The following is a 16,129-nucleotide window of genomic DNA, read 5'->3' as shown; positions in this document are numbered from 1 at the left end:
GGGCGGGTGTTGAATGGGTTTATCTCTCGCGGGCATCTTAAGAAACCCCTCAAGAGGGGGGGTTTTGAATCCACGGCTTCCTCAAGAAACCGGGTTTTTTACCTCATCTGCGGGCTATAACCCAGGATTTTGCTCAAATAACCCGGTTGCTGGGCCCCATCCACTGAACTTACCCACGACTGCTCAAGAAACCGGGTTTTTTACGTAATCTGCGGGCTATAACCCAGGATTTTGCTCAAATAACCCGGTTTGTGGGCTCCGTCGGTAAATCTAAAATCTAAAATCTAAAATCTAAAATCGATTGACAGTTGTCGATCGAACTTGCTATGTTAATCATACTCGTAATGAGTACGCTTTAGTAAGTCAGTTTTTGTTTTTAAGCTTTATGGTAAAAATTGTCGGCATTGGTGGAAGTTTGCGGGCTGGTTCCTACAGCCAGTTAGCATTGAAGGTGGCAGCAGAACGGGCGCAGGCCCTGGGCGCGGAAGTTGAAATATTGGATTTGCGATCGCTCAATCTGCCATTCTGCAACGGTGAGAATGATTATCTCGATTACCCGGATGTGGAAAAGCTGCAGAATGCGGTTAAGCAAGCCGACGGCTTGATTTTGGCAACGCCGGAGTATCACGGTAGCGTCAGCGGTGCTCTCAAGAATGCCCTGGATTTGATGAGTTTTGAGCATTTGGACGGGAAAGTTGCGGGTGGGATTAGCGTTTTGGGAGGGCAAGTTAACAACAACGCACTCAACGATTTGCGCGTGATTTTGAGATGGGTGCACGCTTGGGTAATACCCGAACAAATTGCGATCGGACAAGCTTGGAAAGCTTTTAGTCCTGATGGTAAATTGTTGGATGAAAAACTGTCGGAAAGGTTCGACGAATTTGCTCGGAGTTTAGTAGAAAATACGCGGAAATTGCGAGGAATTCCGTAATTGTATTTCAGGAAAAACGCACTCTTGGACGCAACTGGCATATTACTCGGATGCGTCAGTTGCCATAATTCCTCGATTTAAAGAGGTTTTTTCTCTAGTAGAGCACCCTACAAGCTGTGATACTAACAGTCAACAGTCAACAGTCAACTGACTTAAAATGGCATATCGATCATGTCTCCGAAAGGATGGGGTACGTCGATCGGCATTCTTCCGGGTTTTGACTCATATTTGTCTACCCACTTTTTTGCCAATTCCAAAGCTTCCTCCTCAGTCTTGGCATTTTGGACGGCGACGTGGCGGTTGCCGCGACTATCCCAAACCTCGACGTAGAAGACTTTCTGGGATTGAATAATCCAACCTTTATAAGTGTCTGCTGGTTCCATAGTTAGAATCCTAAAATAATCTGGCGGGGAGTTCCACTGACGAGCTAATTGTAAATATTGCCCTGCATAAAATGAATTTTACGGGGGTTTCTATAGTATTTTTGGAAAAAAGTCAGTTTTACGGTTAACCTCATGACTAGACTCCTGAAGCAATTATTTAACTGGAGAAAATATCTCCAACCTTTGGCCGCGACGATCGCGATCGCCCTAATCGCATCTCAGATGGCGGTATTGCCGGCATTGGCGACTGGCGTGTACGAAATACCGATGTTGTCGGCGGGCGATCGAACTTGGGTGTTCGACAAAGGCGACGTGCTCAGCCGCAGCAGCGAAAGCAATATCAGCAGCGTACTCGACAACCTGGAAAACAAAACAGGGAAACAAGTCCGATTTGTCACCATCCATCGCTTAGACTACGGTGAAACGACTGCCACTTTCACCGACCAATTGTTTGAACAGTGGTTTCCCGAAAAAGAAGACCAGACTAATCAAATTTTACTCGTTCTCGACACTGTTACCAACAGCGCGGCAATTCGCACCGGCGAAGGGATTAAGTCCCTGCTAACCGATGAAATTGCCCAGAGTGTAGCCGGGGAAACCGTGCAAGTGCCGCTGCGGGAAGCCAATAAATACAACGAGGCATTTGCGGCTGCAAGTACGCGCATTGCAACTGTTTTGTCGGGCGAACCCGATCCGGGTCCCCCTGAAGTTGTTGACAACATTCAAGTTGAAGGCACGTTTAAAAAAGCTGAAGAAACAGATCAAGGCAATGCCACAGTTGTTGTGGTTGTGCTGTTGGTGTTGGCGACAGTGATTCCGATGGTGACTTATTTCTGGTATCAAGGTTTTTCTTGAACAGTTGACTGTTGACTGTTGACTGTTGACAGCGAGGTTTTTAAACAGTTGATGCTTCGACTAATCTTGAACGTATTCTCGATCGCTCAACAATGCAATTTCTGCCCGCACAAATTCCCGTCCCAGATAAGCCGCGTGATCTAACATTGTCACCGGGCTGGGGCGGGTTTCTTCTAGGATTTTGACGCAAAGTTCTTTGGCGGTTCTGCCGGTAAAAAGTGTGGATTGGGTGCGTTCTACCTTGCCGCGGGCGGGGATGGGTTTGCCAGTTTCGGGATCGACGGCGAGGCCTCGATCGTCGATGATGTTGGTGAAATGTTTGGCACAAATTAAGCTGGTTTCGCGATCGAGATAAATGATGAAGTAGCCACCTGGATCGAGGTCGATGTGGCGTTTGGATAGGCTGTCATCGATGGCGGTGAGATTTTCCAAGGTTTGACTCATGGTTGGTGAAAGGAAGTAAACAATAGCTATATTTTTTTTGCTATTTCTAGTTTAGTCGGCTGTGGGACAAGTTTGGGACATTGGTTGGTTGAATGCGGGGGGAAGTTTCGGGCGATCGATACTTCCTGCAATTTGCCGATCGCTCCTATGCTACAGTCGATCGGGCTCGACAGAGAAATTGATGAGTGAACTTAAGACGCGATCGCTGTTAGATCCCCGACTTGTTCAAGAAGTCCGGGATCTGGGAATTCTGTTTTTTTAGCCGTTGCTCACTTATCTATGATGCAAAATCGGTTATTATTGTATAGATGATTTGTTTGTGTTAAAGCTGAGCCAAAATGAAATTTATAGATTTGTTTTCAGGAATAGGAGGTTTCAGACAAGGGTTTGAAAAAATCGGCTTTCAATGCGTTTTTTCGTGCGAAATTAACAGTAAATGCCGACAAGCTTACACGGAAAATTTCGGCGAGGTTCCTTTTGGAGATATCAGTAAAATTAATCCCGTCGAGTTAGAAGACTTTGATATTTTAGTCGCCGGGTTTCCGTGCCAACCTTTTAGCATCTGCGGCAAAAAGCTCGGTTTTGAAGATACTAGAGGCACACTGTTTTTCGAGATTTGTAAAATTATCAAAATCAAGCAGCCTAAAGTTATCGTTCTCGAAAATGTCAAGCACTTAATCCATCACGACAAGGGAAATACCTTAAAAGTAATTATTGCCAGTCTTGAAGATTTGGGATACAGCGTGAATCACAAAATGCTGAATGCTAAAGACTTTGGAATTCCTCAACATCGTGAAAGAATATTTATTATTGCAACTAAAGGTAAACCATTCAATTTTTCTCGGCTTAAAACGCAGGTGACTCCAAAACTCAGGGAATTTCTAGACAAGACAGGGGATTTTGAAATAGTGGATAAATCCGAATATACTTTAATTGATTATCCGAGAAAGCAAGATTCGGGACTTTTGTTTGTAGGTTACAGAAATAAAGGTACTTGGAAAACTGGCGTGAGGCCGAATACAGAACATTTATCGAGAGTTCACAGACAGCCTAATCGCATTTATTCGGTAGATGGAGTGCATCCCACCATTCCTTCGCAAGAAACATCTGGCAGGTTTTTTATCTACATTCCTGAGCAAGATATGGTGAGAAAGTTGACGCTGAAGGAATGTTACCGTCTTATGGGTTTTCCTGAAGATTTTAAGAGTTATCCGAGTACGGGGGAAAGTTACAAGCAAATTGGGAATTCGGTTTGTGTGCCCGTTGTGGAGGCGATCGCCCAAGAAATATTAAGTCAAAATTTGTTGTGTGATGAAAAGAAGGAACTACAAAGACACCCAGAATCTCGATTTCTTGAAGAAGTCAAAACTCTAGCTAACACTATTACTTAATCTGACAACTTATTTTACTATCTTGACGAAGATTCCCATACAATTCGAGACTGTCTTGCCAATAAAAGTGCAAGCTCATCAGCCCTTGGACGGTTATCTTCACGATAGGGCAAGCCTATAATACTCCCATGAGATGAAGAGTCACGTACTACATTTAGACCTAGTTCTCGAATTCCCCCTACATTAAGGCTAGCGACTCCTTCACAGTTTCTCAATGCACTCAAAGATTGCTCTATGGAAAAATTGACAGAAATACCCTGTTCGTTTATATTTTTCCGCAAATAGTGTCCGATTTGACGATCTATCCCGATCTATCCATCCTTTTCGGAGAGCTCGGTAAACAAGTGTACGATCCGGTAATGTTTCAAACTCTGACGCACTTGCTGAAGATTGTTCTATCATATTTTGTTAAACCACTGCAACCAGTCAACTAATGTTGATGATGAAGCGATATCTTCGACTGCATTTTCATTTTTTGCATGGTGATAAATGTCAACTGGTTGCTCCGCACAGAATGGACAAAATAGGCGAACTGTACGCTCTGGTTCTAAGCTTGTCCAATCAAGTGTAATACTGCCTCTGTCATCTGTACCTGTTGAGGCTTTTGGAAAACTGTTTCCCATGCTATCGTAGGCTTCTACAACTAACTTCATAGCTGTCCTGAAAGCATATTCAGTCGGTCTCAAAATCCCGTACTCATCCTCTTCTTCTAAATCTAAAAGCTCGATCAGACGTTCAACAGTGATTCGGAAATTTAATAAACCGCTATTGCTACTGCTATCAGTAATTTGTTCCTTTGCTACAGTCATAAGATTCAATCCATTTTAGCCGATCGCCAATTTCATTTTAACACAGCCTCATGCTGTGAAATTTGCACTCAAAAATCCCATTGTTGACGGTCGATCGATATTTGTATGAACACGGCAGTGCGGTGTCCAAATCCGAATATATTTGTAGGGATACAGCACTGCTGTGTCCGCGATATTTGCAAGGACACAGCAATGCCGTGTCCCTACCGAAAACCGCCATACAAGCACCGATAGGAGGCAATCTTAATTCCCGACTGCAAACTTGTCTTAAGCTGGAACTTGGATTCTTTCAGTGCCGGCAAGTTCAAAGGCTGCGTGTATTGCCTTCAAAGCAGTTACACCTTGTACCTCATCCACAACGCAGCTAATTTTAATCTCGGAAGTGGCAATCATTTGAATGTTGATTTGCTGGCGGGAAAGCGCTTCAAACATCTTTGCCGCTACTCCCGGATGCGCTACCATCCCGGAACCGACAACGCTAACTTTTGCAATTTGTGTATCGACTGCTACTTCGCCCCATCCGAATTCTGGGGCGGCTTTTTCGAGGGCGTTTTTAGCAGCTTCGGCGTCAATTTGTGCGACAGTAAATGCAATGTCGCGAGTTAATATGCCGTCGATATTGTGGCAGCGCTGCGACTGAATAATTGTATCTACGCTGATATTTTCCTCGGCTAAAAGTCCGAACAGTTTTGCTGCTACTCCGGGTCGATCGGGCAATTGGCGAATTGCTAGACGCGCTTGATTGAGATCCAACGCAACGGCGCGGACTGCGGGCGGTTTGTGGGATGATGAATGCAGCCCAATAGGGGAATTGGCGACATCAAATGTTTTGCAGAGTTCGGCAACAGCCCGATCGCAATCTTCGGCATCGATCGCACAACTAACTTTCACCTCGGATGTAGAAATCATTTGAATGTTAATTCCCACATCCGCTAAAGTCTTAAACATCTGCGCCGCTACCCTCGGACGACCGATCATTCCCGCACCCGCAATGCTAACTTTAGCTATTGGCCGCTCTTCTGCTTTCACTTCCGGTTCTCCCAATTCTGGGCGAGAATTCTTGCCGAGGGCGGGGATAATTGCATCTGCAACGGCAGTAGCTTGTTGGAGAGATTTTCGCGTCACTGTGAAGGCAATATCGTTAGTATTTCCTTCATGAATTGACTGGATAATTAAGTCTACATCGAGGTTTTGTTGCGCGATCGCACCAAACAACCGCGCTGCTACGCCGGGGCGATCGGGCAAACGCAGTAGCGACACCCCCGCCTGATCTAAGTCAAATTCCACCGCATCGACGGCTTTTGCGAGCTCCAAGCCCTCCAAAGGCCGGGGTTGCGGGGGTGGGGACACTACCCGCGTACCGGGGGCGTCACTCCAGCTAGAAAGCACTACCAGCGGCACGCCGTAATTCTTGGCAATTTCTACCGCGCGCGGGTGGAGGACTTTTGCGCCCAAACTCGCCAATTCCAGCATTTCGTCGCAGGTGATTTCGTCCATTAATTGCGCGTCGGGAACCAAGCGCGGATCTGTAGTCAGAATTCCGGGAACGTCGGTATAAATTTCGCACCTGTCTGCCCGCAGCGCTGCAGCGAGGGCTACTGCGGTTGTGTCGGAACCGCCACGGCCCAAGGTGGTAATTTCCAATTCTCCGGCATCGGCTATGCCTTGGAAACCCGCAACCACAACCACTTTACCGCTTTTTAACTGGCTCTCAATCCGATTGGGATCGATTCGCAAAATCCGGGCGCGGGTGTGGGCTGCTTCGGTGACAATGCCGACTTGGGCGCCGGTGAGGGAAATGGCGGGCTGTCCCATTTCCTGCAATGCCATGCTCAAAAGTGCGATCGAGACTTGTTCCCCAGTGGAAAGCAACATATCCATTTCCCGCTTGTTGGGATTTGGGGAAATTTCCTTGGCGAGTTTAACTAAACCGTCGGTGGTTTTGCCCATCGCTGAAAGTACGACAACCAGAGAGTTGCCAAGCTGTGCTGTTTTTACTACTCGTCTGGCTACTTCCAGAATGCGATCGACTGTACCAACCGAGGTTCCGCCATATTTCTGAACAATTAGTGCCATAGATTCTACACAAAGCTACAAAATACTTATCAAATAATACAAGCAGCTTCTGGATTAGAAGTGGTAATTTTTAAAATTCCCCTACAACAAACCGGAGAAAAGAAAAAAAATATCTGCGTAAACGATAAAAATATGTGGCTATGGGCGGGTTTTACCAGCCATTTAAGTCTCTCAACGAATATTTTAATAAACCCGCCCTCTTGATTCTGATTTTAGCCTCCTTCTAGCTCTCGCAAACGCGCTTCTAAAGCTTGAATTCGCAGCTCGGCTTCTATTCGCTTTTGCCGTTCTTGTTCTGCTTCTGACTGCGCTTGTTCGACTGCCAATTCCGCTTGTTCGGCTCGTTCATCGGCAGCCAGCAGCAAATTCCCCTCAGCATCCCACCAGCGCATCCAAGGCAATTCTACGCCTTGATAAATTCCTTGCCAAATGCCTAATTCCAATCCCATTGGCTCGATTTGGTAATGTCCGCGCTGATTTTCTGACATTAACTCAAATCTATCTTCCACCAAATGATAGCATTCTATTTTGGCTTTTTTGACTTCATAAATTCCGTAAAAAGCAGGTCGAATAATCCGCTCGTAAATCCAGAATTTGCCTTTTTTGGGAGTTTTATCTCTTTCTTCGCTGCCATCTCCAGAGACAAATTCTAGTATGATTAACGGGGGCATTAATTCTTTCCACATCACATAGGAACGCCGCATATTTCCGTCGAGAGTTGGCGGCACGTCGGGCACGTAAAACCAATCTGGTGCTTCGGCTCCTTTTTCTGGCGGTTCTGGGGGTTTCGGGACTCGCCAATAAATACCTGAATCTTGACCGATGCAGTATTGTCCGTCGGGATGAAGTTGGTCTAAAATGGGTCGGACAGATGTTGTTAACAGGATGCTTTGAGGGAGTTCTTGAAAGTTTTTCACAAAAGTACCGTCGGAATCGGGTAATTGAGTGTGGTCTGGAAAATCTGTAAAATCTGTTACTAGAAGTTCGGGTTTTTCGGTGACACTCATGTTGACCTCTTGAATGTTTAAAAATTATACTTCACATTGGGAACGGAATATGAGTCAGTACAAGTTAATTATTTTCGACTTTGACGGCACTTTGGCAATTACTCACAAAGCTATTGTATTTTGCTTTACCAAAACTTTTGAAACTTACAATATTGCCCCGCCTGCTGCTGATACTATTATAAGTACAATAGGCATCAATTTACCAAATAGCTTTAAAATCCTCCATCCGGCAATCGACGAAAGCGCAATTCCCGAATGGGTTGAAACTTACCGATCTTATTATCGGACTGAAGGTGAAAAGCAAGTAGAGTTATTTACCGGGACAAAGCAAGTCTTGGAGTTGGCGCGTCAGTCTGGATTGAACCTGGGGGTTTTTAGCAACAAACACGTTAGTTTTGTGAATGTGTTACTGCAAAAATTGATAATCCACAGTTTTTTTGATTTAATTTTAGGTGATAACGGACAAATAATTCCAAAACCAAATCCGACTGTTTTTAACTCCATTATTAAACCACTGTTCCTGGATTTGGATAACAGTCAAATTTTAATGGTGGGCGATACAGCGGTTGATTTGCTGTTTGCTAAAAATGCTGGGATAGATGTTTGTTGGGCGGCTTACGGATATGGCGATCGCACTCAGTGTCTCGCCCTAGAACCGACTTTCGCGATCGACGATATTTCAGAACTTGCTGTGTTCGTTCAAAATTAATTTTTCCTGGTTTTTTAGTAATAGTTTGAATACCTTAAGTCCTAGTTTTTTTATTCAAAAAAAATCAATAAAGACTCCGGACATTCTATTTTGATTCAACCGTAAAAATAAATGCGCGAACTTGTAAGCTACCTAAACTCTGCCAAGTAAACCATACCAAAGATAGAGTGATCCCTGGAACAGCTATTATAAATTAACAAGTAGGATTCCTTTGAAGGTAGAAGGCACAAGGCAGGAGCAAATAGGAAAGAAACGAGGGAATCCCGATTTTTTTTAGGTAGTATTTACCGCCAAAATTCTGCATGATAGCATTTTAACTTCTGCCTTCGGAAAAGAGACAATTTTGTTAAACTCTAGGGTGTGCTGGTAGTCGGTATCTACAATAAACTCAATTTATAGAAACTCATGCAGATAGATATAAGCATTCCTTCTGAAACGCTATCGCCGACTCGTACTGGCGGCACACCGAATTTAATAGAAGAAGTATTTCGGCTGTACGATCGCGCCCTAGCAGCTACCAGCAACGGCATCGCAATCGCGGACGCTACCCGGCCGGACAAGCCTATAGTCTACTGTAACGGGGCTTTCGAGCGGATTACAGGCTACAATCGCAGCGAAATAATCGGGCAGAACTGCCGCTTCCTGCAAGGCCCGGATACCGATCGCGCTGCCGTCGATCAAATCCGCGCGGCCCTGAAAGAACAACACGACTGCAAAGTAGTTCTGAAAAACTACCGCAAAGACGGCACCCCCTTCTGGAACGAACTCACTATCTCGCCGGTGCGCGACAGCAGCGGGCTCGTTACCCACTTCATCGGCGTTCAATCTGATATCACCGATCGCTTCCAAGCAGAAGAAGCCCTCAAAGAAGCCGAAGCAAAATACCGCAGCATCTTTGAAAACGCCACCGAAGGCATATTTCAAACCGCCCCAGACGGGTGCTACCTCAGCGCCAACCCCGCACTAGCCCGAATGTACGGCTACGATTCCCCGTCAGAATTGATCGCAAAATGTTCGGCAAAAAACATTTACGCCGATCGCACCCGCCGCGCTTCCTTCATGGCAGAAATCAGCAAAAACGGCTCCCTGAAAGAGTTTGAGTCCTGCATCTGCCGCCAAGACGGCAGCACTACCTGGATCTCGGAAAACGTGCGCGAAGTCCGCGACGCAGGCGGAGAAATTCTTTACTACGAAGGAACCGTCGCCGAAATCGCCGATCGCAAACAAGCCGAAGCAGCCCTGCGAAATCAAGAATACTGGTTGAAAACCGCAATTAACGCCGTCCCCGACGCGATCAACCTCACAGACAGCGAGGGGCGCTGGCTGATTGCCAACGACTGCGCCCTCCAACTTTTGGGCTGGGAAACCGCAGACTACCAGGGCAAAACTACTGCCGAACTCGCTGCTGCCGCCGATCCCAGAGTCAGAGAAATCCTGCTAACTTGGCAGGAAACCGACGAAACCACCTGGCAAGCAGGCACTCTCACCTCCAGCCGCCAAATTGTGCCCTTGCCCACAGGCGGCAGCAATTTGTTTGAAGTGCGGAAAGTGCCGCTGTTCAACCCCGACGGTTCGCGCAAAGGTTTGGCAGTGGCGGGGCGGGACATCACCCAGGAAGTGGCAGCGGATGCAGCTTTGCGAGACAGCGAACAGCGGTTTCGGGCAATTTTTGAACGCGCTGCCATCGGCATGGTAGTCGCTACCCTCGAAGGTGTTGCGATCGCCACTAATCCGGCATTTCAAGCTATGCTGGGGATCTCGGAAGCTCAACTGCGCGGTGTCTGCCTCGACGACTGCGCGCACCCGGAAGACGCACAAACTTCGCGCGAGTTGCGCCAACAGTTGGCCGCGGGCTCCCGCGAAGCTTACCAAATAGAGAAGCGCTACCTCCGCCAAGATGGCAGCATCAGGTGGGGACGCCTCAGCGCCTCTGTCATCGACAGCAGTCAGGGAACGCCACAGTTTCTTTTGCAAATGGTAGAGGATATTACCGATCGCAAACACGCCGAGTCAGCTTTGTTCCAAAATGAGGCTAAGTGGCGATCGCTAATTCTCAACAGTTCCGACATCATTACTATTCTCGACGCCCGTGGTCGCATTGTTTACGAAAGCCCTTCTGTAGAAACAGTTTTAGGCTACGAACCAGAGGAACTCGCCCGTCAAATTGCTCTCGATTTCATCCACCCTGACGACCTTCCCTCGCTGATGTCCGACGGCGAAAAACTGATCGCAAATCCAGGCGATCCGATCGCCCTAGAAGGTCGGTTCCGGCGCGCTGACGGTTCTTGGTGTTTTCTCGAAGGTGTCGGCATCAACTTGCTAGCAGACCCCGCTGTGAAAGGAATTGTGATCAACTCCCGCGACATGACGGCGCGCAGGCAAGCAGAGTACCGTCTCAGCAAAATCAACGAGTGCTTTTTGGGATTCACCACCGACGCGGCTGAGAACATCCAGCGCCTGACATCCTTAGCCGGCGAGCTTTTGGGAGGAAGCTGCGCCATCTACAGCCACGTCGGTGGCGAACTCCTGCGGGCGATCGCGACTTGGCAAGCGCCGCCGGACTACCCGCTGGTCGATCGCGCCGAGGGCCACATCTGCACCGACGTATGCAGCAAAGGAAGCGATCGGGCTGTTGCTATTCCTGACTTGCAGAACACGATCTACGCCCAAACCGATCCCGCTGTCATCCGCTACCAACTGCGAAGCTATCTGGGACAAGCAGTGCGGCTGGGCGGCAATTATGTGGGTGCGATGTGCGTTCTCTACACTGAGTCGATCGCGCCCACAGAAGCCGACTGCAAGCTGATCGGAATTATTGCTGGGGCGATCGGAGTTGAGGAAGAACGGGCCGCCGCCGCCTCTCGCGATCGGCAAAAATCCCAAGAATTGCAAACAGCTTTGCGCGAATTGCAGCAAACTCAAATGCAGTTAGTACAAACCGAAAAAATGTCTTCCCTCGGACAAGTGCTAGCAGGAATTGCCCACGAAATTAACAACCCAGTTGGCTTTGTCGCCGGCAACCTCTGCCACGTGCGAGGCTACGTTCTAGACTTATTAGAAATCGTACAGGTGTATCGAGAAGAGTACCCAAATCCCCCAGCAAAACTTCAGCAACAAGCCGAAGATATAGACTTAGAATTTCTAGCAGAAGACCTGCCAAAATTGCTCAATTCGATGCAGACCGGATGCGAGCGCATTGTAGAAATTATTCAAACTCTCCGAAATTTCTCGCGGGCGGACGAAGCAAAAATCAAAACTGCCGACATTCATGAAGGTTTAGAAAGTACCTTGTTAATGTTGAACAGCCGACTGAAAGCCAAACCCAACTGGCAGGGCATTAAAGTGATTAAAGAATACGGAGAACTGCCGCAAATAAACTGTCATCCCGGACTATTAAATCAGGTTTTTATGAATGTATTTGCAAATGCGATCGACGCCTTGGAAGAAAGCTGCAACCAAGCAAAAAACATCGCAAATTCTACGATCTTTCCTACTATTACCATTCAAACTAAAACGGTTGACGACAAGAGCATTTTAATTCGGATTAAAGACAACGGTCAGGGCATTCCCGAAGATCATATTGTGCGTTTATTTGACCCATTCTTTACCACAAAACCCGTAGGTAAAGGCACAGGTTTAGGTTTATCAATTTCACACCAAATTGTCGTTGAAAAACACAACGGGAAATTGCAGTGTCACTCGGAACCGGGTAAAGGTACTGAATTTATCATCGAAATCCCAATTCGTTGACATCAGGACGACGCTAATCAGGATATAGCAATCCTCGCATCATTTGTGAATTTCTTACTTTCTCTCCGCGGGTTCGGGGAGGGTTGGGGTGGGGTAAAAAATTTACGACTCATTGAGGATTGCTATATAATTATGTTCAAGTCAGCCCTAACTTACTTAAAAACTAAACTGCGTCCGCAAATTGCCCACAAAAATTGTCGGGTTGTTATCGAAATTGTTGGGATTGCCGATCGCATAAAATGCCGGCACGATCGAAACATGGTCGGTGAGAGGAAAATAATAAGTTGCCTCAATTTCGTACTGCGTGCCACCGTTACCCCCGCCAGAAACCAGAAACCTCCGACCGCCAGTAAAGTCAAAAGGTACTAAATATGACACCGTAAGCAAAGCTCCTTCTTTGAACAAATCGGGAAATGCAACTCCTAACTGATAAGATTGATTTTTGATCGTGCCGTCGGGTCGGTTAGTCTTGGGAAATATGTTGGTTTCGGCGTAGCCGTAACGGCCGAAAAGACCAAAACCGCGAGTGACTGACCAATCGAAATTGAAACTATAAGTATTCGCAGTCGCATTCCCCAGCCGACCACCAAAACCGTCATCTGCCACACCGTTTAACGGCTTGCTGTTAGGAGATCCAATTAAGCCGCCGATTTGCTGGATGTTGGAACGGCTGTACAAAAAGCGCAAATTAGTCCGATTGCTCGGACTGAATGTTAATTCAGCTGTAGTCGTATTTGTCCCACCAAACAATCCTTGAGACGGATTGGAAGCGGAATTAAATACGGAAGTGGGCAAAAATTCTGTACTCTCGCCCAAGTAACCAAAACGCAGTTTCAATGCGCGGCCGATATCCCACAAAGCCAAAGCACCGGCACCGCGTCGGGTAGCGCTTAACAAAGGGCTGTTGTTAGAATTAAAGCTGCTCGCACCGTCTACGAAAAAGTTAAATTTATTGTTGTCAAAGTAGCGGTAAAAATTAATCCGCGGCCCCACTACTACTTGCAAGCTGTTGGTAAGCGGGAACCGATAGGAAAGTTCCCGCAGGATAACTTCATTGGGATTTGCTCCGGCAGTTTGATCGAGAAAAGGAGTGCCGAATGTATTGAAAAAACCCGTTGAAGTATACTGGTTGGCTGGGGAATTGCCGTTACCTACAGCTAGCTGTGTAATCAATTCGTCTTTCCCTGTAAAGGAAGTAGTGAGAGTTAACCAAACTAACTGACTGAAAGTGATTTCTGGATCGTCCACTCTCTGCACAATTGGTCTGTTGGTGACAGGATCGCGTCCGGCTACTCGATCGAGCGGAGCAGCATTTCCATTTGTTGCTTCAACTCGGACTCGATCGCCCGCAAAAGCTCCAGTCAGGTTAAACCAAGCAAATCCGTTTAGTTTAGTTGTCGTGGAAAATTGGTTGGCCTCCAATTCGGCAGTGCGGGCTTCTAAAGCATCTACTCTACCGCGCAATGTAGCTAATTCTGCTGCAAATTCTTCTTGCAATCTTTGCAAAGCAAGTAAATCTTCTCGCTTGACTAAATTACCAGTAGAACCGCCAATTTGTTTGGTGATTTGATCCAAGCAAGCGTTTAATCCGGCAGCAAATTCGTAGCGAGTCATTGCTCGATTGCCTCGGAATGTGCCGTCTGGATATCCCGCAATGCAGCCGTATCTTTCTACTAGGGATTGCAAGGCTTGAAAAGCCCAATCTGTCGGCCGCACGTCGGAGAGTTGGGAAACAGAGGTGACTTGTGCTGCGTCTTCTTGTATGCTGAGGTCATCAGCGCTGCCCGTCTCGCTGCTGATGTCGTCAACTTTGCTGGCTTCAGCAACTTGTTGAGACTGAGGAGAGTTTGCAATTTCTAACTTCTGTGGGGGCAATTCGCCAATTGCCTCCGTTATTTCTGGGGTTGTTGTTGCGTGATCGACAATTGCTATATCTTGTTTGGGTAAAGCACGATCGACTGTTGCTGCATCTGTTTCGGGTAAAGCACGATCGACAATTGCTATATCTTGTTTGGGTAAAGCGCGATCGACTGTTGCTATATCTGTTTCGGGTAAAGCAGGATCGACTGTTGCATCTGTTTCGGGTAAAGCACGATCGACTTTTGCTGCATCTGTTTGGGGTAAAGCGCGCTCGACTTTTGCTATATCTGTTTCGGGTAAAGCACGATCAACTGTTGCATCTGTTTCGCGTAAAGCGCTATTCACCCATGCTGCATCTGTGTCGGGTAAAGCGCGATCGACTGCGGAGTTAGTCTCTGCAGTAATCGCCGCTAACTGCGGTATCTCAATCTTACCTGCTGCCAGCGCTGCGTCTGGGGTAGCCGTAGGGAGAGCACTATCTTCTAGCGCAACTTCTGGAGTTGAGGTATCCTGAATTTGAGCTGTTGCTGCGATCGGCCCCAAAGGCACTGCCGCACCAGAAATCAAGAAAGACAGCCAAAAAGCTTTAACGGAGCTTGAATTCTTCACCATACCACTCACACCACTTGTTGAAAATGAAATCTGGCCAATGTTAACCGATAAGCTTGCTTATAAATGTAGTTGGTTTAACAAATTCTGATAAATAGTTAAAATTATTTTAGGAAGCGAGCGATTCCCAATCACTAATGACTGATGACTACTGACTCCTGACTAATTCCCCAAATGAAGTTTTTATTAGTTACAGATTTAGACAACACGCTAGTCGGAGATGACGAAGCAACTCAAGTTTTCAACCAGCGCTTGCAATCACTGCGATCGCAAATTTGTTTGGTTTACGCTACCGGGCGTTCTTATGCTTCAACTTGCGAATTAATTCCCCAAAAGCAACTGCTAGCACCCGACTATTTGATCGCAGGTGTAGGTAGCGAAATTTACCAAGACGGAATCCTCGATTTAGATTGGGCGGAATATCTTTCTCAAGACTGGGATAAAATGGCGATCGCCTCTTTAGCGCAGCAGTTTTCCCAGCTCAAACCCCAATCCCTAAAAGAACAAAATCCTTGGAAAATCAGTTATTGTTTGGAACCAGGAGCAGAAAATAGCTCGACTGTCCAGGCTTTGCAGCAAAAGTTAACTGAATCGGGACTGCCAGCTCAAATTATTTTTAGCAGCAATAGTAATGTAGATATTTTACCACAAACTAGCAATAAAGGCAATGCCCTTGCTTATTTACAAAAGCGTCTACAAATTGCATCTGAGGCAACATTAGTTTGCGGTAATTCTGGCAATGATATCAGTATGTTTTGCCAAGATGTCCGGGGAGTAATCGTCGCTAATGCTCTGTCAGAACTCTTAGAATGGCATCGCAAATGCGGCACTGAAAATCATTATTTAGCAGGTTCTGCTTGCGCTTGGGGAATCATGGAAGGAATGGCATATTTTTGGGAATTTTGATTGCCAAAAATTCGGTTTGGTTTGTAGTGATCACTGAAGTCCTCAGTACAAACGCATCCGAAGCACCCCAAGTCCTGCAAACCGTTAAAATCTGTTCAGGAATCTCAACCGCGTATCGATCGAACCTGCCAGTTGCGATAGCATCAGCGTGTACTGCTTGATCAAACCTAATCGAACTTAACTTTAGTTACCTCAAGCGAGTTGAAGTTTATTTCCTAGCCTGTTGGGCCCAACGTAGTGGAGGGAGTCGGCTATCCCAAGATAAGTCGCCTATTCCCCGATCGCCAAAGGTTCTATAGTTAAGTTGAGCGCCTAAACCTAAATTACTGTAGTTTAGACTAAAAAATCAGTGCAGCTAAAAGTAGCAGCCTTTTAGCAGAAGGCAAGCTGTTGCTCAAA

General features: G+C 46.6%; 13 protein-coding genes. 7 read left to right on the top strand and 6 right to left on the bottom strand.

The genetic code is table 11. The annotated features are described in order from the left end of the window. Positions 1-385 precede the first annotated feature (385 nt). Positions 386-931: an NADPH-dependent FMN reductase gene (locus Q5691_RS07875; protein WP_333344434.1), complete on the top strand. Its 546-nt coding sequence runs from the start codon at positions 386-388 to the stop codon at positions 929-931. Between the two features lie 152 nt (positions 932-1,083). Here Q5691_RS07875 and Q5691_RS07870 read toward each other — a convergent pair whose 3' ends face one another. After that, positions 1,084-1,314: a hypothetical protein gene (locus Q5691_RS07870; protein WP_333213355.1), complete on the bottom strand. Its 231-nt coding sequence runs from the start codon at positions 1,312-1,314 to the stop codon at positions 1,084-1,086. 132 nt (positions 1,315-1,446) lie between these two features. Between Q5691_RS07870 and psb32 the strand changes: the two genes are divergently transcribed. Then, positions 1,447-2,169, top strand: a complete 723-nt coding sequence (psb32, locus tag Q5691_RS07865; protein WP_333344379.1) for a photosystem II repair protein Psb32 — start codon at positions 1,447-1,449, stop codon at positions 2,167-2,169. A gap of 60 nt (positions 2,170-2,229) precedes the next feature. Here psb32 and Q5691_RS07860 read toward each other — a convergent pair whose 3' ends face one another. After that, positions 2,230-2,613 carry a DUF4346 domain-containing protein gene (locus tag Q5691_RS07860; RefSeq protein WP_333344377.1) on the bottom strand — a complete coding sequence of 128 codons (384 nt, stop codon included), beginning with the start codon at positions 2,611-2,613 and terminating at the stop codon, positions 2,230-2,232. Between the two features lie 61 nt (positions 2,614-2,674). On the opposite strand from Q5691_RS07860, the gene Q5691_RS07855 reads away from it, so the two are divergent. Together Q5691_RS07855 and dcm are read left to right on the top strand one after the other, a co-directional pair. Next, positions 2,675-2,875, top strand: coding sequence for a hypothetical protein (locus Q5691_RS07855; protein ID WP_333213358.1), 201 nt, complete (start codon positions 2,675-2,677; stop codon positions 2,873-2,875). A 76-nt stretch (positions 2,876-2,951) separates the two neighbouring features. Then, complete coding sequence (gene dcm / locus Q5691_RS07850) at positions 2,952-4,004, top strand: DNA (cytosine-5-)-methyltransferase (RefSeq protein ID WP_333344375.1); 1,053 nt, start codon at positions 2,952-2,954, stop codon at positions 4,002-4,004. A gap of 398 nt (positions 4,005-4,402) precedes the next feature. Here dcm and Q5691_RS07845 read toward each other — a convergent pair whose 3' ends face one another. From Q5691_RS07845 to Q5691_RS07835, 3 genes are all read right to left on the bottom strand, one after another. Further along, the gene (locus Q5691_RS07845) at positions 4,403-4,813 is read right to left on the bottom strand and encodes a hypothetical protein (protein ID WP_333213360.1); all 411 of its coding nucleotides are present in this window, start codon (positions 4,811-4,813) and stop codon (positions 4,403-4,405) included. A gap of 267 nt (positions 4,814-5,080) precedes the next feature. Then, positions 5,081-6,889, bottom strand: a complete 1,809-nt coding sequence (locus tag Q5691_RS07840) for an aspartate kinase (RefSeq protein WP_333344374.1) — start codon at positions 6,887-6,889, stop codon at positions 5,081-5,083. Positions 6,890-7,101: 212 nt separating this feature from the next. After that, positions 7,102-7,896: a Uma2 family endonuclease gene (locus tag Q5691_RS07835; protein ID WP_333213362.1), complete on the bottom strand. Its 795-nt coding sequence runs from the start codon at positions 7,894-7,896 to the stop codon at positions 7,102-7,104. A 49-nt stretch (positions 7,897-7,945) separates the two neighbouring features. Between Q5691_RS07835 and Q5691_RS07830 the strand changes: the two genes are divergently transcribed. Together Q5691_RS07830 and Q5691_RS07825 are read left to right on the top strand one after the other, a co-directional pair. Further along, positions 7,946-8,605, top strand: coding sequence for an HAD family hydrolase (locus tag Q5691_RS07830; RefSeq protein ID WP_333213363.1), 660 nt, complete (start codon positions 7,946-7,948; stop codon positions 8,603-8,605). 405 nt (positions 8,606-9,010) lie between these two features. Then, entirely contained in the window at positions 9,011-12,355 is a 3,345-nt protein-coding gene (locus Q5691_RS07825; RefSeq protein WP_333213364.1) for a PAS domain S-box protein, read from the top strand. 156 nt (positions 12,356-12,511) lie between these two features. On the opposite strand, the gene Q5691_RS07820 is transcribed toward Q5691_RS07825, so the two are convergent. Further along, positions 12,512-14,827, bottom strand: a complete 2,316-nt coding sequence (locus tag Q5691_RS07820) for an iron uptake porin (protein ID WP_333344371.1) — start codon at positions 14,825-14,827, stop codon at positions 12,512-12,514. A 171-nt stretch (positions 14,828-14,998) separates the two neighbouring features. Here Q5691_RS07820 and Q5691_RS07815 point away from each other — a divergent pair, with 171 nt between their 5' ends. After that, positions 14,999-15,730: a sucrose-phosphate phosphatase gene (locus Q5691_RS07815; RefSeq protein WP_333344369.1), complete on the top strand. Its 732-nt coding sequence runs from the start codon at positions 14,999-15,001 to the stop codon at positions 15,728-15,730. Positions 15,731-16,129: the final 399 nt, after the last annotated feature.

This window comes from Microcoleus sp. w1-18aA5 (genome assembly GCF_036701705.1).
GTDB lineage: Bacteria > Cyanobacteriota > Cyanobacteriia > Cyanobacteriales > Microcoleaceae > Microcoleus.
This window is presented reverse-complemented; position numbering and strand designations above follow the sequence as displayed.

What these genes read in the sequence shown, in the direction of transcription:
- Q5691_RS07815 (WP_333344369.1), top strand. Translation starts at nt 14,999, where the DNA reads ATGAAGTTTTTATTAGTTACAGATTTAGACAACACGCTAGTCGGAGAT.
- Q5691_RS07825 (WP_333213364.1), top strand. Translation starts at nt 9,011, where the DNA reads ATGCAGATAGATATAAGCATTCCTTCTGAAACGCTATCGCCGACTCGT.
- psb32 (WP_333344379.1), top strand. Translation starts at nt 1,447, where the DNA reads ATGACTAGACTCCTGAAGCAATTATTTAACTGGAGAAAATATCTCCAA.
- Q5691_RS07830 (WP_333213363.1), top strand. Translation starts at nt 7,946, where the DNA reads ATGAGTCAGTACAAGTTAATTATTTTCGACTTTGACGGCACTTTGGCA.
- dcm (WP_333344375.1), top strand. Translation starts at nt 2,952, where the DNA reads ATGAAATTTATAGATTTGTTTTCAGGAATAGGAGGTTTCAGACAAGGG.
- Q5691_RS07845 (WP_333213360.1), bottom strand. Translation starts at nt 4,813, where the DNA reads ATGACTGTAGCAAAGGAACAAATTACTGATAGCAGTAGCAATAGCGGT.
- Q5691_RS07875 (WP_333344434.1), top strand. Translation starts at nt 386, where the DNA reads ATGGTAAAAATTGTCGGCATTGGTGGAAGTTTGCGGGCTGGTTCCTAC.
- Q5691_RS07820 (WP_333344371.1), bottom strand. Translation starts at nt 14,827, where the DNA reads ATGGTGAAGAATTCAAGCTCCGTTAAAGCTTTTTGGCTGTCTTTCTTG.
- Q5691_RS07840 (WP_333344374.1), bottom strand. Translation starts at nt 6,889, where the DNA reads ATGGCACTAATTGTTCAGAAATATGGCGGAACCTCGGTTGGTACAGTC.
- Q5691_RS07835 (WP_333213362.1), bottom strand. Translation starts at nt 7,896, where the DNA reads ATGAGTGTCACCGAAAAACCCGAACTTCTAGTAACAGATTTTACAGAT.
- Q5691_RS07870 (WP_333213355.1), bottom strand. Translation starts at nt 1,314, where the DNA reads ATGGAACCAGCAGACACTTATAAAGGTTGGATTATTCAATCCCAGAAA.
- Q5691_RS07860 (WP_333344377.1), bottom strand. Translation starts at nt 2,613, where the DNA reads ATGAGTCAAACCTTGGAAAATCTCACCGCCATCGATGACAGCCTATCC.